This is a genomic window from Streptomyces sp. NBC_01485 (assembly GCF_036227125.1).
Taxonomy (GTDB): Bacteria; Actinomycetota; Actinomycetes; order Streptomycetales; family Streptomycetaceae; genus Streptomyces.
The window spans coordinates 5,754,341-5,774,813 of sequence record NZ_CP109435.1; the positions used below are offsets into that span (position 1 = coordinate 5,754,341).

General features: G+C 66.4%; 32 protein-coding genes. 27 read left to right on the forward strand and 5 right to left on the reverse strand.

Annotation, left to right across the window (positions count from 1 at the left end; all coding sequences use genetic code 11):
- Nucleotides 1-54: 54 nt before the first annotated feature.
- From OG352_RS26085 to OG352_RS26110, 6 genes are all read left to right on the forward strand, one after another.
- Nucleotides 55-1,080 (forward strand): glycosyltransferase family 2 protein, encoded by a 1,026-nt coding sequence (locus OG352_RS26085; RefSeq protein WP_329220192.1) that lies wholly within the window; start codon nucleotides 55-57, stop codon nucleotides 1,078-1,080.
- Nucleotides 1,081-1,334: 254 nt separating this feature from the next.
- Nucleotides 1,335-1,706, forward strand: a complete 372-nt coding sequence (gene rpsL / locus OG352_RS26090) for a 30S ribosomal protein S12 (protein WP_003948652.1) — start codon at nucleotides 1,335-1,337, stop codon at nucleotides 1,704-1,706.
- A gap of 3 nt (nucleotides 1,707-1,709) precedes the next feature.
- Nucleotides 1,710-2,180 carry a 30S ribosomal protein S7 gene (gene rpsG, locus OG352_RS26095; RefSeq protein WP_020132641.1) on the forward strand — a complete coding sequence of 157 codons (471 nt, stop codon included), beginning with the start codon at nucleotides 1,710-1,712 and terminating at the stop codon, nucleotides 2,178-2,180.
- 39 nt (nucleotides 2,181-2,219) lie between these two features.
- Nucleotides 2,220-4,346 (forward strand): elongation factor G, encoded by a 2,127-nt coding sequence (fusA, locus tag OG352_RS26100; protein ID WP_329220194.1) that lies wholly within the window; start codon nucleotides 2,220-2,222, stop codon nucleotides 4,344-4,346.
- Nucleotides 4,347-4,489: 143 nt separating this feature from the next.
- Nucleotides 4,490-5,683, forward strand: a complete 1,194-nt coding sequence (gene tuf, locus OG352_RS26105; RefSeq protein ID WP_329220195.1) for an elongation factor Tu — start codon at nucleotides 4,490-4,492, stop codon at nucleotides 5,681-5,683.
- A gap of 314 nt (nucleotides 5,684-5,997) precedes the next feature.
- Nucleotides 5,998-6,342: a hypothetical protein gene (locus OG352_RS26110; protein WP_329220196.1), complete on the forward strand. Its 345-nt coding sequence runs from the start codon at nucleotides 5,998-6,000 to the stop codon at nucleotides 6,340-6,342.
- Between the two features lie 5 nt (nucleotides 6,343-6,347).
- Here OG352_RS26110 and OG352_RS26115 read toward each other — a convergent pair whose 3' ends face one another.
- The 5 genes from OG352_RS26115 to OG352_RS26135 all read right to left on the reverse strand — a co-directional run bounded on the left by OG352_RS26115 (nucleotide 6,348) and on the right by OG352_RS26135 (nucleotide 9,792).
- On the reverse strand, nucleotides 6,348-6,545 hold the full coding sequence (locus OG352_RS26115) for a hypothetical protein (RefSeq protein WP_329220198.1): 198 nt from the start codon (nucleotides 6,543-6,545) through the stop codon (nucleotides 6,348-6,350).
- A gap of 205 nt (nucleotides 6,546-6,750) precedes the next feature.
- Complete coding sequence (locus OG352_RS26120; RefSeq protein WP_329220200.1) at nucleotides 6,751-7,059, reverse strand: hypothetical protein; 309 nt, start codon at nucleotides 7,057-7,059, stop codon at nucleotides 6,751-6,753.
- Nucleotides 7,060-7,241: 182 nt separating this feature from the next.
- Entirely contained in the window at nucleotides 7,242-8,399 is a 1,158-nt protein-coding gene (locus tag OG352_RS26125; protein ID WP_329220202.1) for an HTTM domain-containing protein, read from the reverse strand.
- Nucleotides 8,400-8,439: 40 nt separating this feature from the next.
- Nucleotides 8,440-8,982, reverse strand: a complete 543-nt coding sequence (locus tag OG352_RS26130; protein WP_329220203.1) for a DUF5819 family protein — start codon at nucleotides 8,980-8,982, stop codon at nucleotides 8,440-8,442.
- Between the two features lie 423 nt (nucleotides 8,983-9,405).
- On the reverse strand, nucleotides 9,406-9,792 hold the full coding sequence (locus OG352_RS26135) for a hypothetical protein (protein WP_329220205.1): 387 nt from the start codon (nucleotides 9,790-9,792) through the stop codon (nucleotides 9,406-9,408).
- A gap of 799 nt (nucleotides 9,793-10,591) precedes the next feature.
- Between OG352_RS26135 and rpsJ the strand changes: the two genes are divergently transcribed.
- The 21 genes from rpsJ to rplO all read left to right on the forward strand — a co-directional run bounded on the left by rpsJ (nucleotide 10,592) and on the right by rplO (nucleotide 20,432).
- Nucleotides 10,592-10,900 (forward strand): 30S ribosomal protein S10, encoded by a 309-nt coding sequence (rpsJ, locus tag OG352_RS26140; protein ID WP_003948644.1) that lies wholly within the window; start codon nucleotides 10,592-10,594, stop codon nucleotides 10,898-10,900.
- 17 nt (nucleotides 10,901-10,917) lie between these two features.
- Nucleotides 10,918-11,562, forward strand: a complete 645-nt coding sequence (gene rplC, locus OG352_RS26145) for a 50S ribosomal protein L3 (RefSeq protein ID WP_020132636.1) — start codon at nucleotides 10,918-10,920, stop codon at nucleotides 11,560-11,562.
- A 7-nt stretch (nucleotides 11,563-11,569) separates the two neighbouring features.
- Complete coding sequence (gene rplD / locus OG352_RS26150) at nucleotides 11,570-12,226, forward strand: 50S ribosomal protein L4 (RefSeq protein WP_329220207.1); 657 nt, start codon at nucleotides 11,570-11,572, stop codon at nucleotides 12,224-12,226.
- On the forward strand, nucleotides 12,226-12,645 hold the full coding sequence (gene rplW / locus OG352_RS26155; protein WP_329220209.1) for a 50S ribosomal protein L23: 420 nt from the start codon (nucleotides 12,226-12,228) through the stop codon (nucleotides 12,643-12,645). The genes rplD and rplW overlap by 1 nt, the downstream gene beginning before the upstream one ends.
- 40 nt (nucleotides 12,646-12,685) lie before the next feature.
- Nucleotides 12,686-13,522: a 50S ribosomal protein L2 gene (gene rplB, locus OG352_RS26160; protein WP_093777430.1), complete on the forward strand. Its 837-nt coding sequence runs from the start codon at nucleotides 12,686-12,688 to the stop codon at nucleotides 13,520-13,522.
- A 12-nt stretch (nucleotides 13,523-13,534) separates the two neighbouring features.
- Entirely contained in the window at nucleotides 13,535-13,816 is a 282-nt protein-coding gene (gene rpsS / locus OG352_RS26165) for a 30S ribosomal protein S19 (protein ID WP_326020859.1), read from the forward strand.
- Between the two features lie 42 nt (nucleotides 13,817-13,858).
- Nucleotides 13,859-14,206: a 50S ribosomal protein L22 gene (rplV, locus tag OG352_RS26170; protein WP_093777432.1), complete on the forward strand. Its 348-nt coding sequence runs from the start codon at nucleotides 13,859-13,861 to the stop codon at nucleotides 14,204-14,206.
- Nucleotides 14,206-15,045 (forward strand): 30S ribosomal protein S3, encoded by an 840-nt coding sequence (gene rpsC / locus OG352_RS26175; RefSeq protein ID WP_093777433.1) that lies wholly within the window; start codon nucleotides 14,206-14,208, stop codon nucleotides 15,043-15,045. The genes rplV and rpsC overlap by 1 nt, the downstream gene beginning before the upstream one ends.
- Nucleotides 15,046-15,050: 5 nt before the next feature.
- Nucleotides 15,051-15,470: a 50S ribosomal protein L16 gene (gene rplP, locus OG352_RS26180; RefSeq protein ID WP_006140905.1), complete on the forward strand. Its 420-nt coding sequence runs from the start codon at nucleotides 15,051-15,053 to the stop codon at nucleotides 15,468-15,470.
- Nucleotides 15,470-15,694, forward strand: a complete 225-nt coding sequence (gene rpmC / locus OG352_RS26185; RefSeq protein WP_005481220.1) for a 50S ribosomal protein L29 — start codon at nucleotides 15,470-15,472, stop codon at nucleotides 15,692-15,694. The genes rplP and rpmC overlap by 1 nt, the downstream gene beginning before the upstream one ends.
- A complete protein-coding gene (gene rpsQ, locus OG352_RS26190) occupies nucleotides 15,694-15,981 on the forward strand; it encodes a 30S ribosomal protein S17 (RefSeq protein WP_079660412.1) in 288 nt (95 codons plus the stop codon). Before rpmC ends, rpsQ begins: the two co-directional genes overlap by 1 nt.
- Before the next feature lie 137 nt (nucleotides 15,982-16,118).
- A complete protein-coding gene (gene rplN, locus OG352_RS26195; protein WP_003992364.1) occupies nucleotides 16,119-16,487 on the forward strand; it encodes a 50S ribosomal protein L14 in 369 nt (122 codons plus the stop codon).
- A gap of 2 nt (nucleotides 16,488-16,489) precedes the next feature.
- Nucleotides 16,490-16,813, forward strand: a complete 324-nt coding sequence (rplX, locus tag OG352_RS26200; RefSeq protein WP_006376030.1) for a 50S ribosomal protein L24 — start codon at nucleotides 16,490-16,492, stop codon at nucleotides 16,811-16,813.
- On the forward strand, nucleotides 16,813-17,370 hold the full coding sequence (gene rplE / locus OG352_RS26205; protein WP_329220213.1) for a 50S ribosomal protein L5: 558 nt from the start codon (nucleotides 16,813-16,815) through the stop codon (nucleotides 17,368-17,370). The genes rplX and rplE overlap by 1 nt, the downstream gene beginning before the upstream one ends.
- Before the next feature lie 5 nt (nucleotides 17,371-17,375).
- Nucleotides 17,376-17,561 carry a type Z 30S ribosomal protein S14 gene (locus OG352_RS26210; RefSeq protein ID WP_030890724.1) on the forward strand — a complete coding sequence of 62 codons (186 nt, stop codon included), beginning with the start codon at nucleotides 17,376-17,378 and terminating at the stop codon, nucleotides 17,559-17,561.
- A 211-nt stretch (nucleotides 17,562-17,772) separates the two neighbouring features.
- On the forward strand, nucleotides 17,773-18,171 hold the full coding sequence (rpsH, locus tag OG352_RS26215; protein ID WP_013001411.1) for a 30S ribosomal protein S8: 399 nt from the start codon (nucleotides 17,773-17,775) through the stop codon (nucleotides 18,169-18,171).
- A 24-nt stretch (nucleotides 18,172-18,195) separates the two neighbouring features.
- On the forward strand, nucleotides 18,196-18,735 hold the full coding sequence (rplF, locus tag OG352_RS26220; protein WP_329220215.1) for a 50S ribosomal protein L6: 540 nt from the start codon (nucleotides 18,196-18,198) through the stop codon (nucleotides 18,733-18,735).
- 3 nt (nucleotides 18,736-18,738) lie between these two features.
- Complete coding sequence (gene rplR / locus OG352_RS26225; protein WP_093777437.1) at nucleotides 18,739-19,122, forward strand: 50S ribosomal protein L18; 384 nt, start codon at nucleotides 18,739-18,741, stop codon at nucleotides 19,120-19,122.
- Nucleotides 19,123-19,186: 64 nt separating this feature from the next.
- On the forward strand, nucleotides 19,187-19,792 hold the full coding sequence (rpsE, locus tag OG352_RS26230) for a 30S ribosomal protein S5 (RefSeq protein ID WP_006376045.1): 606 nt from the start codon (nucleotides 19,187-19,189) through the stop codon (nucleotides 19,790-19,792).
- Nucleotides 19,792-19,974 (forward strand): 50S ribosomal protein L30, encoded by a 183-nt coding sequence (gene rpmD / locus OG352_RS26235; protein ID WP_005313525.1) that lies wholly within the window; start codon nucleotides 19,792-19,794, stop codon nucleotides 19,972-19,974. The genes rpsE and rpmD overlap by 1 nt, the downstream gene beginning before the upstream one ends.
- A gap of 2 nt (nucleotides 19,975-19,976) precedes the next feature.
- Nucleotides 19,977-20,432, forward strand: coding sequence for a 50S ribosomal protein L15 (rplO, locus tag OG352_RS26240; RefSeq protein WP_217237692.1), 456 nt, complete (start codon nucleotides 19,977-19,979; stop codon nucleotides 20,430-20,432).
- Nucleotides 20,433-20,473 lie beyond the last annotated feature (41 nt).

Genomic DNA, 20,473 nt, shown 5'->3' on the forward strand with positions numbered 1-20,473 from the left:
GTCATAAGATCGCAACAGAGTCGCACATGTGCGCCACAGCTTGGGGAAGGACGGGTGACCGACGTGCAACCGAACGCCACGGTGACGGGGACCGTCTTGTCGGTCGTCATACCCATGTACAACGAGGAAGAGGTCCTTCCCGCGCTGGTCAGCCGGTTGCGCCCGGTCCTCGAGGGCCTCGGCGCCGACTACGAGGTCGTCGCCGTGGACGACGGCAGCACCGACCGCACGGCCGAGCTGCTCGCCGCCTTCCGGCTCGGCTGGCCGCAGCTGCGCGTCATCGGCCTGCGCCGCAACTCCGGCCACCAGGCGGCGCTGACCGCGGGCCTCGACCGGGCGCTCGGCGCGTACGTCGTCAGCATCGACGCCGACCTCCAGGACCCGCCCGAGAAGATCGCCGACATGCTCGCGCTGGCCCGCGCCGAGCACCTCGACATCGTCTACGGCATCCGGGCCGACCGGGCCAGCGACACCGGCTTCAAGCGGTGGACCGCGGGGCTGTACTACCGGCTCGTGCGCCGGCTCGCGGGGGAGTCCGTCCCGGCCCAGGCCGGCGACTTCCGGCTGCTGAGCCGGGCCGCCGTCGACGCCCTGCGGGCGCTGCCCGACCAGCAGCGCGTCTACCGGCTCCTCGTGCCCTGGCTGGGCTTCCCCAGCGGCGAGGTCACCTACGAGCGCGCGCCGCGGCCGGCGGGCCAGAGCAAGTACCCCCTGGGCCGGATGATCCGGCTGGCCGTCGACAGCGTCACCGGCTTCTCGGCGGCGCCGCTGCGCATCGCCACCTGGCTGGGCGGCTTCGCCTTCCTGGTCTGCCTGGGGCTGATGGGCTACACCCTGTTCGCCTACGTCCTGGGGCACACCGTCCCCGGCTGGACGTCGCTGTTCATCGGCGTGCTGTTCATCGGCGCGGTGCAGTTGATCTGCGTGGGGCTGCTCGGCGAGTACGTGGGCCGCATCTACACGGCCGTACAGAACCGTCCGACGTACTTCGTCGGCCATGACACGGCGACGGACGCTTCCGGCGGGCCGGCGCCGGTCGGCGAGAGCCCTCTACCACAGCAGCTCGGGCGGCGCACGTAACCCCTCTCGTGTCGGCCCCGCCGTCCTTGTTTTGACCGGAGAGATTGCGCTAGGTACGCTCAGACCTTGTGCCTGGGGTGTGCCCTGGCCCTTGTGCGTGTCTGCAACCGCATACGGGCCGAAGCAGTGGCCACCGCGATCTGCGTCTCTTCCCGCCTCACGGCGGAAGTTCGCGGGATTCGACACACCCGACCGCGTGGGTCGGCGATGTTCCAGGTTAGCTCCACCATCGGCACACAGAAACCGGAGAAGTAGTGCCTACGATCCAGCAGCTGGTCCGGAAGGGCCGGCAGGACAAGGTCGAGAAGAACAAGACGCCCGCACTCGAGGGTTCGCCCCAGCGTCGCGGCGTCTGCACGCGTGTGTTCACGACCACCCCGAAGAAGCCGAACTCGGCCCTGCGTAAGGTCGCGCGTGTGCGTCTGACCAGCGGGATCGAGGTCACTGCTTACATTCCGGGTGAGGGACACAACCTGCAGGAGCACTCCATCGTGCTCGTGCGTGGTGGCCGTGTGAAGGACCTGCCCGGTGTTCGCTACAAGATCATCCGCGGTTCCCTCGACACCCAGGGTGTCAAGAACCGCAAGCAGGCCCGCAGCCGCTACGGCGCCAAGAAGGAGAAGTAAACAATGCCTCGTAAGGGCCCTGCCCCGAAGCGCCCGGTCATCATCGACCCGGTCTACGGTTCTCCTCTTGTCACGTCGCTCATCAACAAGGTGCTGCTGAACGGCAAGCGCTCCACCGCCGAGCGCATCGTCTACGGCGCCATGGAGGGCCTGCGCGAGAAGACCGGCAACGACCCGGTCATCACGCTGAAGCGCGCTCTCGAGAACATCAAGCCGACCATCGAGGTCAAGTCCCGCCGTGTCGGTGGCGCGACCTACCAGGTCCCGATCGAGGTCAAGCCCGGCCGCGCGAGCACCCTCGCTCTGCGCTGGCTCGTCGGCTACTCCCGCGCCCGTCGCGAGAAGACCATGACCGAGCGCCTGCTCAACGAGCTTCTCGACGCGTCCAACGGCCTCGGTGCCGCTGTGAAGAAGCGCGAGGACACCCACAAGATGGCCGAGTCCAACAAGGCCTTCGCGCACTACCGCTGGTAGTCGCTCCCCACGACGAGACCGAGAGAAGACCGAAGCCTTATGGCTACCACTTCACTTGACCTGGCCAGGGTCCGCAACATCGGGATCATGGCTCACATCGACGCGGGCAAGACGACCACCACTGAGCGGATCCTGTTCTACACCGGCGTTTCGTACAAGATCGGTGAGGTCCACGACGGCGCCGCCACGATGGACTGGATGGAGCAGGAGCAGGAGCGTGGCATCACGATCACCTCTGCTGCCACCACCTGTCACTGGCCGCTCGCCGACGTCGACCACACCATCAACATCATCGACACCCCGGGCCACGTCGACTTCACCGTCGAGGTGGAGCGTTCGCTGCGCGTGCTCGACGGCGCCGTGACGGTGTTCGACGGCGTCGCAGGTGTCGAGCCCCAGTCCGAGACCGTGTGGCGGCAGGCGGACCGCTACGGCGTCCCGCGCATCTGCTTCGTCAACAAGCTCGACCGTACCGGCGCCGAGTTCCACCGCTGCGTCGACATGATCAGCAACCGCCTTGGCGCGCAGCCGATCGTCATGCAGCTCCCGATCGGTGCCGAGGCCGACTTCAAGGGCGTCGTCGACCTGGTCACGATGAAGGCCTTCGTGTGGTCCGCCGAGGCGGAGAAGGGCGAGATGTACGACGTGGTCGACATCCCGGCCACCCACACCGAGGCCGCCGAGGAGTACCGCGGCAAGCTCGTCGAGACCGTCGCCGAGAACGACGACGAGATCATGGAGCTGTACCTGGAGGGCCAGGAGCCCTCGGTGGAGCAGCTGTACGCCGCGATCCGTCGCATCACCATCGCGTCCGGCAAGTCCGAGGACACCACGGTCACCCCGGTGTTCTGTGGCACCGCGTTCAAGAACAAGGGCGTTCAGCCCCTGCTCGACGCGGTCGTGCGCTACCTCCCCTCCCCCCTGGACGTCGAGGCCATCGAGGGCCACGACGTGAAGGACCCGGAGGAGATCGTCAAGCGCAGGCCGTCCGACGACGAGCCGCTGTCGGCGCTGGCGTTCAAGATCATGAGCGACCCGCACCTCGGCAAGCTCACCTTCGTCCGGGTCTACTCGGGCCGCCTGGAGTCCGGCACCGCCGTGCTGAACTCCGTCAAGGGCAAGAAGGAGCGCATCGGCAAGATCTACCGCATGCACGCGAACAAGCGTGAGGAGATCGCGGCGGTCGGCGCCGGCGACATCGTCGCCGTCATGGGTCTGAAGCAGACCACGACCGGCGAGACGCTGTGCGACGACAAGCAGCCCGTGATCCTGGAGTCCATGGACTTCCCGGCTCCGGTCATCCAGGTCGCCATCGAGCCCAAGTCGAAGGGCGACCAGGAGAAGCTGGGCATCGCGATCCAGCGCCTGGCCGAAGAGGACCCGTCGTTCCAGGTCCACTCGGACGAGGAGACCGGCCAGACCATCATCGGCGGCATGGGCGAACTGCACCTCGAGGTGCTGGTCGACCGTATGCGCCGTGAATTCAAGGTCGAGGCCAACGTCGGCAAGCCGCAGGTCGCCTACCGCGAGACGATCCGCAAGGCCGTCGAGCGCGTGGACTACACCCACAAGAAGCAGACCGGTGGTACCGGTCAGTTCGCGAAGGTGCAGATCGCGATCGAGCCGATCGAGGGCGGCGACGCCTCGTACGAGTTCGTGAACAAGGTGACCGGTGGCCGTATCCCGAAGGAGTACATCCCTTCGGTCGACGCCGGTGCGCAGGAGGCCATGCAGTTCGGCATCCTCGCCGGTTACGAGATGACCGGCGTGCGCGTGATCCTGCTCGACGGCGGCTACCACGAGGTGGACTCCTCCGAGCTCGCCTTCAAGATCGCCGGTTCGCAGGCGTTCAAGGAGGCCGCGCGCAAGGCCAGCCCCGTGCTGCTCGAGCCGATGATGGCCGTCGAGGTCACCACGCCCGAGGACTACATGGGCGAGGTCATCGGCGACATCAACTCCCGTCGTGGCCAGATCCAGGCCATGGAGGAGCGGATGGGCGCCCGCATCGTGCGGGGCCTCGTGCCCCTCTCGGAGATGTTCGGCTACGTCGGCGACCTCCGCAGCAAGACCTCGGGTCGCGCAAGCTACTCGATGCAGTTCGACTCCTACGCCGAGGTTCCGAGGAACGTCGCCGAGGAGATCATCGCGAAGGCCAAGGGCGAGTAACGCACACCTGTTACACGCTTTAGGCTTGACACCGACCGCCGGGGCAGACCCGGGAGGGTAAGCCCCGGCGGGCGGCATCCCAGCAAAGATCACCTGGCGCCGATGAGTAAGGCGTACCAGAACCACTCCGCAGGAGGACCCCAGTGGCGAAGGCAAAGTTCGAGCGGACTAAGCCGCACGTCAACATCGGCACCATCGGTCACATCGACCACGGTAAGACGACCCTCACGGCCGCCATTACCAAGGTGCTGCACGACAAGTACCCCACGCTGAACGAGGCCTCGGCCTTCGACCAGATCGACAAGGCTCCCGAAGAGCGTCAGCGCGGTATCACCATCTCCATCGCGCACGTCGAGTACCAGACGGAGGGCCGTCACTACGCCCACGTCGACTGCCCGGGTCACGCGGACTACATCAAGAACATGATCACCGGTGCCGCGCAGATGGACGGCGCGATCCTGGTCGTGGCCGCCACCGACGGCCCGATGCCGCAGACCAAGGAGCACGTGCTCCTGGCCCGCCAGGTCGGCGTGCCGTACATCGTCGTCGCCCTGAACAAGGCCGACATGGTGGACGACGAGGAGATCCTGGAGCTCGTCGAGCTCGAGGTCCGTGAGCTCCTCTCCGAGTACGAGTTCCCGGGCGACGACCTGCCGGTCGTCAAGGTCTCGGCGCTCAAGGCGCTCGAGGGCGACGCCACGTGGGGTCAGTCGGTTCTCGACCTCATGGACGCCGTCGACGCGGCGATCCCGACCCCCGAGCGTGACGTCGACAAGCCGTTCCTCATGCCCGTCGAGGACGTCTTCACGATCACCGGTCGCGGTACGGTCGTCACCGGCCGTATCGAGCGTGGTGTCCTGAAGGTCAACGAGACCGTTGACATCATCGGCATCAAGCAGGAGAAGACCACCACCACGGTCACCGGCATCGAGATGTTCCGCAAGCTGCTCGACGAGGGCCAGGCGGGCGAGAACGTCGGTCTGCTCCTCCGTGGCATCAAGCGCGAGGACGTCGAGCGCGGCCAGGTCATCATCAAGCCGGGTTCGGTCACGCCGCACACCGACTTCGAGGCCCAGGCCTACATCCTGTCCAAGGACGAGGGTGGCCGCCACACGCCGTTCTTCAACAACTACCGTCCGCAGTTCTACTTCCGTACGACGGACGTGACGGGCGTTGTGACCCTCCCCGAGGGCACCGAGATGGTGATGCCGGGTGACAACACCGAGATGAAGGTGGAGCTCATCCAGCCCATCGCCATGGAAGAGGGCCTGAAGTTCGCCATCCGCGAGGGTGGTCGCACGGTGGGCGCCGGCCAGGTCACCAAGATCACCAAGTAGTTCTTGGCCGATCGACCTGGTAGCTCCAGCTTGAGCTGAGCACCTGGAAGGGCCCGTACGACTTCGGTCGTACGGGCCCTTTCGTATGGGCGGGCGGGGGCGGTCCGGGTTCGCCGCGGCTCAGACGCGGGCGAGGACCTGCCGGACGAGGTGCCCGAGCGCCTTGCCGAGATCGGCCAACTCGTCGGCGTCGAACGGCTCCCGGTCCGGATTCCAGACGCCGATCTCGAAGCGCGCGAAGCCGCAGGGCCGCTCGTACTCCAGCGCGTCCAGCGAGGTCGCCGCTCCACAGCAGGGGGACCTTCACGTCGCGGGTGACGAAGCCGTCGTCGCAGTGGGCCTCAAGAAGATCGCCGTACCAGTCGTCGGCGATGGCCGCACCACACCGCGGGCAGCCGATCCGCTCCAGGTTCTCGCCGCAGCCGACGGCCATGACGGCGTCGTACCGGTCGACGTCGGCCTCGGTGTCCGAAGCCGACGTCGTCCTCGGGACCGAGACGGGTCAGCATGGCGGCCGCGCGGTCGGCCGCGGCCTCATGAGCTCACTCGAATCGTCGAAGTCGTCTGCGGACGTGGTTCGTCAGGACCTGATGCACTACGCGGCCGGCACGGTGCTGATCAGCCGTCTACGGGCGAGATGGACGCACGGCTGCTGGTGACGGCGCTACTGGCCGGCTTCCTCCTGCTGAGCTGGGCGGTGCACCGGTTCGTGGAGCGGCCGCTGGCGGGGGCGGTGAGGCGGGGGTTGGAGACGGCGTTCGCGCGGGCGCGAGCCTGATCGGGCGCCGCCGTCCAGGGAGAGCGCCTCGGTGGAGATCGTCCAGCCGGCGATGGTGACGTCCTCGCCGTGGACGAAGTCCATTTCACGTCGGTGGTCCCTGGCAAAGACAGCCCCTGCGTCCGCAGCGCGGGGAATCGGGTTCCGGTGCCGAAGACATGCGGATTTCCGCCCAGACCGTCTTGCGCGGCCACCGTCCCTCGCTCACTCCCCACCGGTCGGCGAGCGCGTCCACGAGAAGCAGCCCCCGGCCGCCTCGGCCGCCTGGACGGAGTTCGTGGCGTACGCGTCAGGCAGCCAGCATCAGGCTGAGTAGCCCCAGGAGCGCCACCGGCAGAACCGTGATCCCCACGGCCGCTCCGGCTGCCAGGACGCGCAGGGTCCTGAGGGCGCGACGGTGGGGCAGGGCCCAGGAGAGCGCGAACAAGGCCAGGGCCGAATAGATCAGGCCTCCGTACTCACCCATGCCGTCGTGGTCCCGGACCACGCTGTACTCCATCGCGAGGACCGGCAGGCCGAGCACGGATGCCGCGAAGGGGGCTTTCCACCAGGTCCGGTGGAAAGCGGGGAGCCGCGTCCCGTGGTGCTGCGTCGTCATGGGCTCCATCCCAGCGACTCCGGCGGCCCGAGGCATCGGGACGGGTACTCATCCTCACCGTGCGCGCGTACTCAGCGCAGTCCCCGAAGGCCCCCGGATCGCCGTCACGCCGGCCGCGTGTGCGGTCTTCGTGACGTAGGCGTCCGAGGGCTCAATCGACGAGCGGGGCGGCGAGGACGCGGTCAGGCGGTTGCCGCGGTCTTGGGAACGGCGCTCCGGTCGGCGCGTGCCCGACGGGCCATCGCCGTGCCCCGGGCACCGCACCAGACCAGGAACGCCGTGGGCAGGAACACCGCGTCGCAGGCGACCATCGCCAGCGACAGGAAGGGGATGCCGAGTACCACCGAGATCCCCAGGTGCTCGAGAATCATGATGGCCAGCAGCACGTTCTTGACCTTGCGGTTGCCAAGGGTGAAGGGGAAGGACACCTGCAGAATGACCGTCCCGTAGGTCATCAGCAGAACCACCACAGTGTTGGCCGCGAGCAGCGCGGAGAGCCAGGGAAAGGGCGAGAAGTACTCCAGGTTCAGCGCATAGTGCAGGGCGCTGCCCTCCTGCCAGCGAGAGCCCTGCACCTTGTTCCAGCCGGCCGTGGAGTAGATCAGGCAGGTCTGCGCGGCGATGGTCAACATCGCGGCGTTGTGCAGCATGGAAGCGGCGGCGTCCAGCAGCGCGCGCCCCTCGGTCTCACGGAACCAGCGGTTGGCCGCCCACCACACTCCCTGGACACCCCACAGAGTCCACAGAACGAGGGGCCATCCCGTTTCCGGTCCGAAGGCCAGCGACAGGAACAGACCGGTGGCCACCCACAGGGCGATTCCCGTGACGTCTTTCCGTGAGGAGTCCTTGTGGTGTGTGGCGCCGGCGCTGCCGGAGGCGCGTCGCGCGTCCAGCGACCAGACCTGGGCGCACCGGGTGAAGACCAGGTAGATCACCATGATGCGGAGGATGTTGTCGCCGCCGTCGCCGGTCAGGGGGTTGTGGTTCTCCAGCGAGACGGTCCCGACCATGAGGACCACGCACATGGTCCTGGTGCGCCAGCCGACCACCACCGCGAGAGCCGACGCGATGGTCAGCGCATAGACGATCTCGAACCAGGCCCGTCCGCCGGACCAGTTCAGCACGCTGAAACTGTCGTTCATGCGCCCCAGTTCGAGCGCCATGTCGTAAGACAGCGGGCTCCGGTCGCCGTACAGCACACGGCGCTGCGGCCATTCCCGGAGCAGGAAGGCCGCGATGACCAAGGCCAGACCGATACGGAAGACCGCGGACTGATAGGGCGCACGGGTCGTGCATGCCAGGCGCCCCCATCGCGCGATGCCCTCGCGGATGCGGTCCACGACGGATCGGCGGGGCGCTTCGGGCGTTACGGTGTTCAACTCACAGCCCCTTGTAGTCCTGGTCGGTCACGGGCCACCACGGAAGGACCCGGTAGGTGGTCGTGTCGGACGACTTCTCCGAACTCCACGACGGGGGCTGCACCATCGTGTAGCGACCCGCGATCTGAACGCCGACGATCCGTTCGCCCTGCCACTCGCGTCCGATCCGCTGGAGCACGATTCGCTTCAGATATTCGACGTCGATTTCACCGCGGCGATTCTTCGGCCGTTCGTCCGTGCCCAGTCCGGACGTCGCGTCGTCCCATGCCCTGCGCACCATGTCCTGGTGTACGTGGCTCGGTGCGAGACTGCCCCGGATCGCGGCCAAGTCCTGGGCCGTGATGTTGATCCATTCCGAGAGCCGCGGGGTGGATCGGCCGTTGCCCGTGGTCTGGAACCTGGCGCCGATGCTGTCGTTGCGCTGCTTCGGATTGGGGGCGAACAATTTCCAGTCCTGCCCGAATTCAGGCTGGATGTAGGACTGGATGGTGTCTCGGTGGGTCGCCGTGATGGCATTGGGCGGGCTCAGGACCAGGAAGATCATCGTCAGGTGCACCAGCAGGGCGCCGACCAGCAGGGCGGCGGTCGCCGTCAGAAGACCTACCGATGTCCTCGACCAACGGCGGTCGCTGTCGCCGTCCGCTCGGAGGGCGGGTGTACCGACGTCCGCGGGGGGTCTTTCGGCCCCTGACGCAGACGCAGACGCAGGCGGAAGGCCTGTGCCGGTGCCCGGGCGCGGAGGGGGCAGGCACTGGGTCGCCGAAGCAGCGGTTGCCGGGCGATCGGTGGGGGATTCGCTGGGTTGTTCCATCACGTTCCTTCTGCTCGGCGGCCCGTGTGGTGAGCGAAATGCTCACCACACGGGCCACACGCCCGGCGCTCGGCTCACGAAGGCCGAGGAAACGTCAGGCGGAACCGGGCGCATTCAGAAGTGGCCGCTCGAAGCTTTTCGGCGGTCGCTCCTCAGTCAGTTGCCGTTGTTCCCGTTGTTCCCGTTGTTGCCGTTGTTGCCGTTGTTGCCGTTGTTCCCGTTGCCGCCGTTGTCACCGTTGCCGCGGTTGTCACCGCCACCGATGAGCCCTGTCGTGAGGCCGATGTCTCCGATGATCACCGGGTTGAAGGTCGCGTTCTGGGTGCAGTAGCCGAACGTGCCCCCCCTGCAGCTGTGGACGAGGTTGTACTCGCGGTAGTCCTTGTCATGCTCCGTTCCGTCGTCGTCGTGCGCCGAGGACGGCGTGCTGCTCTGGATGTGCGCCCAGGGGCGCTCCCATCCCAGTGCCTGGGAGGCGGTGACCGTACCCAGGGAGACGCTGAGCACGGAGGCTCCCACCAGCAACGCTCGAATGGCCCGCATGACGCTCCTTCACCTCTTTCCACGGGATTTATGACTCCCGCGGGTTTAAGCGGAGATTAGAGCAATCCTGGACCAGAAAATCAATTGATGTGGCCGTGAGATGCGGTCGGGAAATAAAAAATACGTCAGACGGGCAGTCTCTCATCATATTTTTCGAATTGATTTTCCTGCCGGGCCTGAACTGATTGGGGAATTAATTGTGTACGTGTTCGCCAAACACGGGATCGGACCTCGTGACCGAACTGCTTCCCCTCGTCCCAGAACGGGATCGTCCAGATGGGCGCGCGCCGATCCGGAGCTCGCCGGCTACAGGGGTGCCCTGGAGAGGGAAGGGTGGAAGCCGGGGCTATGACGTGGCCCCGGGGCAGCGGCTCGCCGCGCTCCGCGTTTGACCTGCGTCACGTCCGGGGTATTCTCTCCGGCTCGATTGGCGGAGGGGGTGGCCCATATGGCAGACTAGCGGGGTTGCTCGGTCGAGTGTTGATGCTGCGCGCCTCCCGCCGGGAGGACCGGAAGCGAGTCCCACAGTACTCGTCGTCCCAACTGCCTGATGGCAGCGCTGGGACGGACGTACGGGAATCTTTCGGGAAGTGTCAGTGCAGCGCCGACCAGGCACCCGGTGGGCCTTTCGTCCCCGGCTTGCGGTTCCGGAAGGGCCGTGCTTTCCCGGCAGGGATGTTCGAACAAGGGGCATCTGTGTCGGCGACAGTGCGACACACCCGACCGCGTGGGTCGGAGGGGCGATGAACGGGAACACCCGGTTCCAGAGCGTTAGAAGAGACAGGACTACTGAGTAGCCATGGCGGGACAGAAGATCCGCATCCGGCTCAAGGCCTACGACCACGAGGTCATCGACAGCTCGGCGAAGAAGATCGTCGAGACGGTGACGCGTACTGGTGCGTCGGTCGCGGGCCCGGTGCCGCTGCCCACTGAGAAGAACGTGTACTGCGTCATCAAGTCGCCGCACAAGTACAAGGACTCGCGCGAGCACTTCGAGATGCGCACGCACAAGCGCCTGATCGACATTCTCGACCCGACGCCCAAGACCGTTGACTCTCTGATGCGACTCGACCTCCCGGCCGGTGTCGACATCGAGATCAAGCTCTAGGGGCCGGTGATCTGAGAATGGCTAAGCAGATCAAGGGCATCCTGGGCGAGAAGCTCGGCATGACGCAGGTGTGGGACGAGAACAACCGTGTTGTTCCGGTCACCGTCGTCAAGGCCAGCCCCAACGTCGTGACCCAGGTCCGTACGAACGACAGTGACGGCTACGAGTCGGTCCAGATCGCCTTCGGCGAGATCGACCCGCGCAAGGTGAACAAGCCCCTCAAGGGTCACTTCGCCAAGGCCGACGTCACCCCCCGTCGCCACCTCGTCGAGATCCGCACCGCGGACGCCTCCGAGTACACGCTGGGCCAGGAGATCACCGCTGAGGTGTTCGAGGCCGGCGTGAAGGTCGACGTGACCGGCAAGAGCAAGGGCAAGGGCTTCGCCGGTGTCATGAAGCGTCACAACTTCAAGGGCCTCGGCGCCGGACACGGCACCCAGCGCAAGCACCGCTCGCCCGGTTCCATCGGTGGCTGCGCCACCCCGGGCCGCGTGTTCAAGGGCCTCCGCATGGCGGGTCGCATGGGCAACGAGCGTGTCACCACCCAGAACCTGACCGTCCACGCCGTTGACGCGGAGAAGGGTCTGCTGCTCATCAAGGGCGCCGTCCCCGGTCCGAACGGCGGCCTCGTCCTGGTCCGCACCGCGGCCAAGGGGGCCTGAGGTACCGATGAGCACTGTTGACATCCTTTCGCCTGCAGGCGAGAAGACCGGAAGCGTCGAGCTCCCCGCGGAGATCTTCGGCGTGGAGAAGATCAGCATCCCGCTGATCCACCAGGTCGTCGTCGCGCAGAACGCCGCGGCCCGTCAGGGCACGCACAAGACCAAGCGCCGCGGTGAAGTCCGCGGTGGTGGTAAGAAGCCTTACCGCCAGAAGGGCACCGGCCGCGCGCGCCAGGGCTCGACCCGCGCGCCGCAGTTCGCCGGCGGTGGCGTCGTCCACGGCCCGCAGCCGCGTGACTACTCGCAGCGGACCCCGAAGAAGATGAAGGCTGCCGCTCTGCGTCACGCCCTCACCGACCGGGCCCGCCACAACCGCATTCACGTCGTCACCGGCGTGATCGAGGGCGAGACCGCTTCCACGAAGGCCGCTCGCACGCTGTTCGGCAAGATCTCGGAGCGCAAGAACCTGCTCCTGGTCGTCGACCGCGCCGACGAGGCCGCGTGGCTGTCCGCCCGCAACCTGCCCCAGGTGCACATCCTGGAGCCGGGCCAGCTGAACACGTACGACGTGATCGTCTCGGACGACGTGGTCTTCACCCAGGCCGCTCTCGAGTCCTTCGTCGCCGGCCCGAAGGCCAACGACACCGAAGGGAGTGACGCCTGATGGCTACGCGTCACCCGAGCATCGCCTCCAAGGCGGCCAAGGTCGCCAAGGCCGCGCGCGTCGCCAAGGCGAAGCGCCACGCCACCGAGGGCAAGAACACCGTCGTCACCGCGCCCAGCAAGGCGTACACGGACCCCCGTGACGTGCTGCTGAAGCCGGTCGTGTCGGAGAAGAGCTACGCGCTCCTCGACGAGAACAAGTACACGTTCATCGTCGACCCGAACGCCAACAAGACCCAGATCAAGCAGGCCGTCCAGGCGGTCTTCTCGGTCAAGGTCACCGGGGTCAACACGATCAACCGCCAGGGCAAGCGCAAGCGCACCAAGACCGGTTTCGGTCAGCGCGCGAGCACCAAGCGCGCGATCGTGACCCTCGCTGAGGGCGACCGTATCGACATCTTCGGCGGTCCGACCGCCTAAGGGCGGTCCGGATCGTCCGATATCGGACGAGGACTGAGAAATGGGAATCCGCAAGTACAAGCCGACTACGCCGGGCCGTCGTGGCTCCAGCGTCGCCGACTTCGTCGAGGTCACGCGGTCCACGCCGGAGAAGTCGCTGGTTCGCCCCCTGCACAGCAAGGGCGGCCGTAACAATTCCGGTCGTGTGACCGTTCGCCACCAGGGTGGCGGACACAAGCGCGCCTACCGCGTCATCGACTTCCGTCGCCATGACAAGGACGGCGTGCCGGCGAAGGTCGCGCACATCGAGTACGACCCCAACCGCACCGCGCGCATCGCGCTGCTGCACTACGCGGACGGCGAGAAGCGCTACATCCTCGCCCCGCGCAACCTGCAGCAGGGCGACCGTGTCGAGAACGGTCCCGGGGCCGACATCAAGCCGGGCAACAACCTGGCGCTCCGCAACATCCCGGTCGGTACCACGATCCACGCGATCGAGCTCCGTCCCGGTGGCGGCGCCAAGTTCGCCCGCTCCGCCGGTGCCTCCGTGCAGCTGCTCGCGAAGGAGGGCTCGATGGCCCACCTCCGCATGCCGTCCGGTGAGATCCGCCTGGTCGACCAGCGCTGCCGCGCCACGGTCGGCGAGGTCGGTAACGCCGAGCAGAGCAACATCAACTGGGGCAAGGCCGGCCGCAAGCGCTGGCTGGGCGTCCGCCCGACCGTCCGCGGTGTGGCGATGAACCCGGTTGACCACCCCCACGGTGGTGGTGAGGGCAAGACCTCCGGTGGTCGCCACCCGGTCAGCCCCTGGGGTCAGAAGGAGGGTCGTACTCGCTCGCCGAAGAAGGCTTCGAGCAAGTACATCGTCCGCCGCCGCAAGACGAACAAGAAGCGCTAGGAGCGGGTTTAGATGCCGCGCAGTCTCAAGAAGGGGCCCTTCGTCGACGGACACCTCGTAAAGAAGGTGGACGCCCAGAACGAAGCCGGTTCCAAGAACGTCATCAAGACCTGGTCCCGTCGCTCGATGATCGTCCCCAGCATGCTGGGCCACACGATCGCGGTGCACAACGGCAAGACCCACATTCCGGTGTTTGTCACCGAGTCGATGGTCGGCCACAAGCTCGGCGAGTTCTCGCCGACGCGCACCTTCCGGGGTCACGTCAAGGACGACCGGAAGTCGAAGCGCCGCTAGTAGCGGGGTGGAATGACCATGACAGACACTGGAAGGACAACCATGGAAGCCAGGGCCCAGGCGCGGTACATCCGCGTCACGCCCATGAAGGCCCGCCGGGTGGTGGACCTTATCCGTGGCATGGACGCCACGGAGGCTCAGGCGGTCCTGCGTTTCGCCCCGCAGGCCGCGAGCGTGCCCGTTGGCAAGGTGCTGGACAGCGCCATCGCCAACGCTGCGCACAACTACGACCACACTGACGCCGACAGCCTCGTCATCACTGAGGCGTACGTCGACGAGGGTCCGACCCTGAAGCGGTTCCGGCCGCGCGCCCAGGGCCGTGCCTACCGGATCCGCAAGCGGACCAGCCACATCACCGTGGTCGTCAGCAGCAAGGAAGGAACCCGGTAATGGGCCAGAAGGTTAACCCGCATGGGTTCCGGCTCGGCATCACCACGGACTTCAAGTCCCGTTGGTACGCCGACAAGTCGTACAAGGAATACGTCGGAGAAGACGTCGCCATCCGTCGGATGATGACGTCCGGCATGGAGCGCGCCGGCATCTCGAAGGTCGAGATCGAGCGCACCCGTGACCGCGTCCGCGTCGACATCCACACCGCGCGTCCGGGCATCGTCATCGGCCGCCGCGGCGCCGAGGCCGACCGTATCCGCGGCGACCTGGAGAAGCTGACCAAGAAGCAGGTCCAGCTGAACATCCTCGAGGTCAAGAACCCCGAGGTCGACGCTCAGCTGGTGGCCCAGGCCGTCGCCGAGCAGCTCTCCTCCCGCGTCTCCTTCCGTCGCGCCATGCGTAAGAGCATGCAGTCGGCGATGAAGGCCGGGGCCAAGGGCATCAAGATCCAGTGCGGCGGTCGCCTCGGCGGCGCCGAGATGTCCCGCTCGGAGTTCTACCGCGAGGGCCGTGTGCCCCTGCACACGCTCCGCGCGAACGTGGACTACGGCTTCTTCGAGGCCAAGACGACCTTCGGCCGCATCGGTGTGAAGGTCTGGATCTACAAGGGCGACGTCAAGAACATCGCCGAGGTCCGCGCCGAGAACGCCGCTGCCCGCGCCGGCAACCGTCCGGCCCGTGGTGGTGGCGCAGGCGCCGACCGCCCGGCCCGTGGTGGCCGTGGTGGCGAGCGCGGCGGTCGCGGTCGCAAGCCGCAGCAGGCTCCCGCTGCCGAGGCCCCCAAGGCCGAGGCTCCGGCGGCTGCCGCTCCGGCTGAGAGCACCGGAACGGAGGCCTGACCGACATGCTGATCCCCCGTAGGGTCAAGCACCGCAAGCAGCACCACCCGAAGCGCCGCGGTCAGGCCAAGGGCGGTACGACGGTTTCGTTCGGCGAGTACGGCATTCAGGCCCTCACGCCGGCGTACGTCACCAACCGCCAGATCGAAGCCGCTCGTATCGCGATGACCCGCCACATCAAGCGTGGCGGCAAGGTCTGGATCAACATCTACCCGGACCGCCCGCTCACGAAGAAGCCGGCCGAGACCCGCATGGGTTCCGGTAAGGGTTCTCCGGAGTGGTGGATCGCGAACGTGCACCCGGGACGGGTCATGTTCGAGCTGTCCTACCCCAACGAGAAGATCGCCCGTGAGGCCCTCACTCGCGCAGCGCACAAGCTGCCGATGAAGTGCCGGATCGTCAAGCGCGAGGCAGGTGAAGCGTGATGTCGGCCGGTACCAAGGCGTCCGAGCTGCGTGAACTGGGTGACGAGGAGCTTCTCAACAAGCTCCGCGAAGCCAAGGAAGAGCTGTTCAACCTCCGCTTCCAGGCGGCGACGGGTCAGCTCGAGAACCACGGTCGGCTGAAGGCCGTCCGCAAGGACATCGCGCGGATCTACACCCTGATGCGTGAGCGCGAGCTGGGCATCGAGACGGTGGAGAGCGCCTGATGAGTGAGAACAACGTGACTGAGCAGACTGCAGAGGCCCGCGGCTTCCGCAAGACCCGTGAGGGTCTCGTCGTCAGCGACAAGATGGACAAGACCGTCGTCGTCGCCGTCGAGGACCGCGTCAAGCACGCGCTGTACGGCAAGGTCATCCGCCGTACGAACAAGCTCAAGGCCCACGACGAGCAGAACGCCGCGGGCGTCGGCGACCGTGTCCTCCTCGCGGAGACCCGGCCGCTGTCCGCGACGAAGCGCTGGCGCATCGTCGAGATCCTCGAGAAGGCCAAGTAGGTAATTCCCGTAAGGGAATTCCAACAAAAATGCGCCTGCGGGGGTAATCCCGCAGGTCAGTTCCGCCAGGCTCGGGGCGGGGTCGCCGTACACAGGAGACCCCGCCCCGGGAACCGGCAGACAAACAGGAGATAGACGTGATCCAGCAGGAGTCGCGACTGCGCGTCGCCGACAACACTGGTGCGAAGGAAATCCTTTGCATCCGTGTACTCGGTGGCTCCGGTCGCCGCTACGCGGGCATCGGTGACGTCATCGTCGCCACCGTCAAGGACGCGATCCCCGGCGGCAACGTGAAGAAGGGTGACGTCATCAAGGCGGTCATCGTTCGCACCGTCAAGGAGCGCCGCCGTCCGGACGGCTCGTACATCCGCTTCGACGAGAACGCCGCCGTCATTCTGAAGAACGACGGTGACCCTCGCGGCACCCGCATCTTCGGCCCGGTCGGGCGCGAGCTGCGCGAGAAGAAGTTCATGAAGATCATCTCGCTGGCTCCGGAGGTGCTGTAAGCATGAAGATCAAGAAGGGCGACCTGGTTCAGGTCATCACGGGCAAGGACAAGGGCAAGCAGGGCAAGGTCATCGCGGCCTTCCCCCGCGAGGACCGCGTCCTGGTCGAGGGTGTCAACCGGGTCAAGAAGCACACCAAGGCCGGCCCGACCGCCAAGGGTTCGCAGGCCGGCGGCATCGTCACGACCGAGGCGCCTGTCCACGTCTCCAACGTCCAGCTGGTCGTTGAGAAGGACGGCAACAAGGTCGTCACGCGTGTGGGTTACCGCTTCGACGACGAGGGCAACAAGATCCGCGTTGCCAAGCGGACGGGTGAGGACATCTGATGGCTACCACCACGACTCCGCGTCTCAAGACGAAGTACCGCGAGGAGATCGCGGGCAAGCTGCGTGAGGAGTTCTCCTACGAGAACGTCATGCAGATCCCCGGCCTCGTCAAGATCGTGGTCAACATGGGTGTGGGCGACGCCGCCCGCGACTCCAAGTTGATGGACGGCGCCGTGCGCGACCTCACCACGATCACCGGTCAGAAGCCGGCCGTCACCAAGGCCCGCAAGTCCATCGCGCAGTTCAAGCTGCGCGAGGGTCAGCCGATCGGTGCCCACGTCACGCTCCGTGGCGACCGCATGTGGGAGTTCCTGGACCGCACCCTGTCGCTCGCGCTTCCGCGCATCCGCGACTTCCGTGGTCTGTCTCCCAAGCAGTTCGACGGGCGTGGCAACTACACCTTCGGTCTCACGGAGCAGGTCATGTTCCACGAGATCGACCAGGACAAGATCGACCGCGTCCGGGGTATGGACATCACCGTGGTCACCACGGCGACCAACGACGCTGAGGGCCGCGCGCTCCTTCGTCACCTCGGCTTCCCCTTCAAGGAGGCGTGAGCGAGATGGCGAAGAAGGCTCTGATCGCTAAGGCTGCTCGTAAGCCCAAGTTCGCTGTGCGCGCTTACAACCGCTGCCAGCGCTGCGGTCGCCCGCACTCCGTGTACCGCAAGTTCGGCCTCTGCCGTGTGTGCCTTCGTGAGATGGCTCACCGCGGCGAGCTGCCGGGCGTGACCAAGAGCTCCTGGTAAACCCCCTTATAAGGGTTCCAGAGGCTCTCGGTAAGTAAAGGGCATTGGTCAGGTGCCCCTCCCTTCATGGCTTAGGCTGGGAGGGTTGGGCGCCTGACGCCCGTACGACTTACTACGCCGTAGGTCCACCGCGCCGCACCCGTCCCGTCTCGGATCGGGGAGAGGGATGGCGCACCAGGAAACCCCGGCGAGAGAGGCCACAGGCCAATTCATGACCATGACTGATCCGATCGCAGACATGCTTACGCGTCTGCGAAACGCGAACTCGGCGTATCACGACTCCGTGACGATGCCGGCATCGAAGATCAAGTCTCACATCGCGGAGATCCTCCAGCAGGAGGGCTTCATCACGGGCTGGAAGGTCGAGGACGCCGAGGTCGGCAAGAACCTCGTTCTCGAGCTGAAGTTCGGCCCGAACCGTGAGCGCTCCATCGCGGGCATCAAGCGGATCTCCAAGCCCGGTCTCCGGGTTTACGCGAAGTCCACCTCCCTGCCCAAGGTGCTGGGCGGCCTCGGCGTGGCGATCATCTCCACGTCGCACGGTCTCCTCACCGACAAGCAGGCCGGCAAGAAGGGCGTAGGCGGAGAAGTTCTCGCCTACGTCTGGTAGCGGAAGGGAACGGAGGAAACAGCTATGTCGCGCATTGGCAAGCTCCCTATCACGGTTCCCGCCGGCGTGGACGTCACCATCGACGGCCAGACGGTTTCGGTCAAGGGCCCCAAGGGCTCGCTGACCCACACCGTCGTTGCGCCGATCGAGATCGCCAAGGCTGAGGACGGCGTTCTGAACGTCACCCGCCCCAACGACGAGCGTCAGAGCAAGGCCCTGCACGGCCTGTCCCGCACGCTGGTGGCGAACATGATCACCGGCGTGACCCAGGGTTACGTGAAGAAGCTCGAGATCAGTGGTGTCGGTTACCGCGTCCTGGCGAAGGGCTCCAACCTGGAGTTCTCGCTCGGCTACAGCCACTCGATCACGGTCGAGGCGCCCGAGGGCATCTCGTTCAAGGTCGAGAACCCGACGCACTTCTCGGTCGAGGGAATCGACAAGCAGAAGGTCGGCGAGGTTGCGGCCAACATCCGCAAGCTGCGCAAGCCCGACCCGTACAAGGCCAAGGGTGTCAAGTACGAGGGCGAAGTCATCCGCCGCAAGGTCGGAAAGGCGGGTAAGTAAGCCATGGCATACGGACAGAAGATCCTCAAGGGCGACGCTTACAAGCGTGCCGCGATCAAGCGTCGCCACATCCGGATCCGTAAGCACATCTCGGGTACGGCTGAGCGTCCGCGTCTCGTCGTGACGCGCTCGAACCGCCACATCGTGGCCCAGGTCATCGACGACATCAAGGGTCACACCCTGGCGTCGGCGTCGACCCTGGACACGGCGATCCGCGGCGGCGAGGGCGACAAGTCCGCGCAGGCCAAGTCGGTCGGCGCCCTGGTCGCCGAGCGCGCCAAGGCCGCCGGTGTCGAGGCTGTCGTGTTCGACCGTGGTGGTAACCAGTACGCCGGGCGCATCGCCGCCCTGGCGGACGCCGCCCGCGAAGCCGGACTCAAGTTCTGAGTCGCCCGTCGCGCTAGCGACCTAGGTCGCTGCGTAGCTAGCGGAAAAAGAGAGAGGTAATCCAATGGCTGGACCCCAGCGCCGCGGAAGCGGTGCCGGTGGCGGCGAGCGGCGGGACCGGAAGGGCCGTGACGGCGGCGCAGCTGCCGCCGAGAAGACCGCGTACGTTGAGCGCGTCGTCGCGATCAACCGCGTCGCCAAGGTTGTGAAGGGTGGTCGTCGCTTCAGCTTCACCGCGCTGGTCGTGGTGGGCGATGGTGACGGCACCGTCGGTGTCGGTTACGGCAAGGCCAAGGAGGTGCCGGCCGCCATCGCCAAGGGTGTTGAGGAGGCCAAGAAGCACTTCTTCAAGGTCCCCCGTATCCAGGGCACCATCCCGCACCCGATCACGGGCGAGAAGGCCGCGGGCGTCGTCCTGCTCAAGCCTGCTTCCCCCGGTACCGGCGTCATCGCCGGTGGCCCGGTGCGTGCGGTGCTCGAGTGCGCCGGCGTTCACGACATCCTGTCGAAGTCGCTCGGTTCTTCCAACGCGATCAACATCGTGCACGCGACCGTGGCGGCCCTGAAGGGCCTGCAGCGTCCCGAGGAGATCGCGGCTCGCCGTGGTCTGCCCCTCGAGGACGTCGCTCCCGCGGCTCTGCTTCGTGCGCGTGCCGGGGCTGGTGCGTAATGGCCCGTCTCAAGATCACGCAGACGAAGTCGTACATCGGTAGCAAGCAGAACCACCGTGACACCCTGCGTTCGCTCGGGCTCAAGCGCCTGAACGACGTGGTCGTCAAGGAGGACCGCCCCGAGTTCCGCGGCATGGTGCACACCGTCCGCCACCTCGTGACGGTTGAGGAGGTCGACTGATCATGGCGGAGAACAACCCGCTCAAGATCCACAACCTCCGTCCCGCCCCGGGCGCCAAGACCGCCAAGACCCGTGTGGGTCGTGGTGAGGCGTCGAAGGGTAAGACGGCAGGCCGTGGTACCAAGGGCACGAAGGCCCGCTATCAGGTTCCGGCGCGCTTCGAGGGTGGCCAGATGCCCCTCCACATGCGCCTTCCGAAGCTCAAGGGCTTCAAGAACCCGTTCAAGACCGAGTTCCAGGTCGTGAACCTCGACAAGCTGGGTGCGCTGTACCCGGAGGGTGGCGAGGTCACCGTCGAGGGGCTCGTCGCCAAGGGCGCGGTTCGCAAGAACAGCCTCGTCAAGGTCCTGGGCCAGGGCGAGATCTCCGTGGCGCTGCAGGTGACGGTCGACGCCGTCTCCGGCTCCGCCAAGGAGAAGATCACCGCCGCCGGCGGTACCGTCACCGAGCTCGTCTGACACATCTCAGGCGTCTCGATGACTTGAGCGATCCCGACCGG

Excerpts from the sequence above, each read along its gene's own strand:
- rplB (WP_093777430.1), top strand. The coding sequence starts at position 12,686 with ATGGGAATCCGCAAGTACAAGCCGACTACGCCGGGCCGTCGTGGCTCC.
- rplR (WP_093777437.1), top strand. The coding sequence starts at position 18,739 with ATGGCATACGGACAGAAGATCCTCAAGGGCGACGCTTACAAGCGTGCC.
- rpsC (WP_093777433.1), top strand. The coding sequence starts at position 14,206 with ATGGGCCAGAAGGTTAACCCGCATGGGTTCCGGCTCGGCATCACCACG.
- rplC (WP_020132636.1), top strand. The coding sequence starts at position 10,918 with ATGGCTAAGCAGATCAAGGGCATCCTGGGCGAGAAGCTCGGCATGACG.
- rplV (WP_093777432.1), top strand. The coding sequence starts at position 13,859 with ATGGAAGCCAGGGCCCAGGCGCGGTACATCCGCGTCACGCCCATGAAG.
- OG352_RS26115 (WP_329220198.1), bottom strand. The coding sequence starts at position 6,545 with ATGGACTTCGTCCACGGCGAGGACGTCACCATCGCCGGCTGGACGATC.
- rplF (WP_329220215.1), top strand. The coding sequence starts at position 18,196 with ATGTCGCGCATTGGCAAGCTCCCTATCACGGTTCCCGCCGGCGTGGAC.
- rpsJ (WP_003948644.1), top strand. The coding sequence starts at position 10,592 with ATGGCGGGACAGAAGATCCGCATCCGGCTCAAGGCCTACGACCACGAG.
- rpsE (WP_006376045.1), top strand. The coding sequence starts at position 19,187 with ATGGCTGGACCCCAGCGCCGCGGAAGCGGTGCCGGTGGCGGCGAGCGG.
- rpsQ (WP_079660412.1), top strand. The coding sequence starts at position 15,694 with ATGAGTGAGAACAACGTGACTGAGCAGACTGCAGAGGCCCGCGGCTTC.
- rpsH (WP_013001411.1), top strand. The coding sequence starts at position 17,773 with ATGACCATGACTGATCCGATCGCAGACATGCTTACGCGTCTGCGAAAC.
- rpmC (WP_005481220.1), top strand. The coding sequence starts at position 15,470 with ATGTCGGCCGGTACCAAGGCGTCCGAGCTGCGTGAACTGGGTGACGAG.
- rplD (WP_329220207.1), top strand. The coding sequence starts at position 11,570 with ATGAGCACTGTTGACATCCTTTCGCCTGCAGGCGAGAAGACCGGAAGC.
- rplE (WP_329220213.1), top strand. The coding sequence starts at position 16,813 with ATGGCTACCACCACGACTCCGCGTCTCAAGACGAAGTACCGCGAGGAG.
- OG352_RS26210 (WP_030890724.1), top strand. The coding sequence starts at position 17,376 with ATGGCGAAGAAGGCTCTGATCGCTAAGGCTGCTCGTAAGCCCAAGTTC.
- rplO (WP_217237692.1), top strand. The coding sequence starts at position 19,977 with ATGGCGGAGAACAACCCGCTCAAGATCCACAACCTCCGTCCCGCCCCG.
- rplP (WP_006140905.1), top strand. The coding sequence starts at position 15,051 with ATGCTGATCCCCCGTAGGGTCAAGCACCGCAAGCAGCACCACCCGAAG.
- rplW (WP_329220209.1), top strand. The coding sequence starts at position 12,226 with ATGGCTACGCGTCACCCGAGCATCGCCTCCAAGGCGGCCAAGGTCGCC.
- rpsG (WP_020132641.1), top strand. The coding sequence starts at position 1,710 with ATGCCTCGTAAGGGCCCTGCCCCGAAGCGCCCGGTCATCATCGACCCG.
- rplX (WP_006376030.1), top strand. The coding sequence starts at position 16,490 with ATGAAGATCAAGAAGGGCGACCTGGTTCAGGTCATCACGGGCAAGGAC.
- OG352_RS26135 (WP_329220205.1), bottom strand. The coding sequence starts at position 9,792 with ATGCGGGCCATTCGAGCGTTGCTGGTGGGAGCCTCCGTGCTCAGCGTC.
- OG352_RS26130 (WP_329220203.1), bottom strand. The coding sequence starts at position 8,982 with ATGATCTTCCTGGTCCTGAGCCCGCCCAATGCCATCACGGCGACCCAC.
- rpmD (WP_005313525.1), top strand. The coding sequence starts at position 19,792 with ATGGCCCGTCTCAAGATCACGCAGACGAAGTCGTACATCGGTAGCAAG.
- OG352_RS26120 (WP_329220200.1), bottom strand. The coding sequence starts at position 7,059 with ATGACGACGCAGCACCACGGGACGCGGCTCCCCGCTTTCCACCGGACC.
- fusA (WP_329220194.1), top strand. The coding sequence starts at position 2,220 with ATGGCTACCACTTCACTTGACCTGGCCAGGGTCCGCAACATCGGGATC.
- rpsS (WP_326020859.1), top strand. The coding sequence starts at position 13,535 with ATGCCGCGCAGTCTCAAGAAGGGGCCCTTCGTCGACGGACACCTCGTA.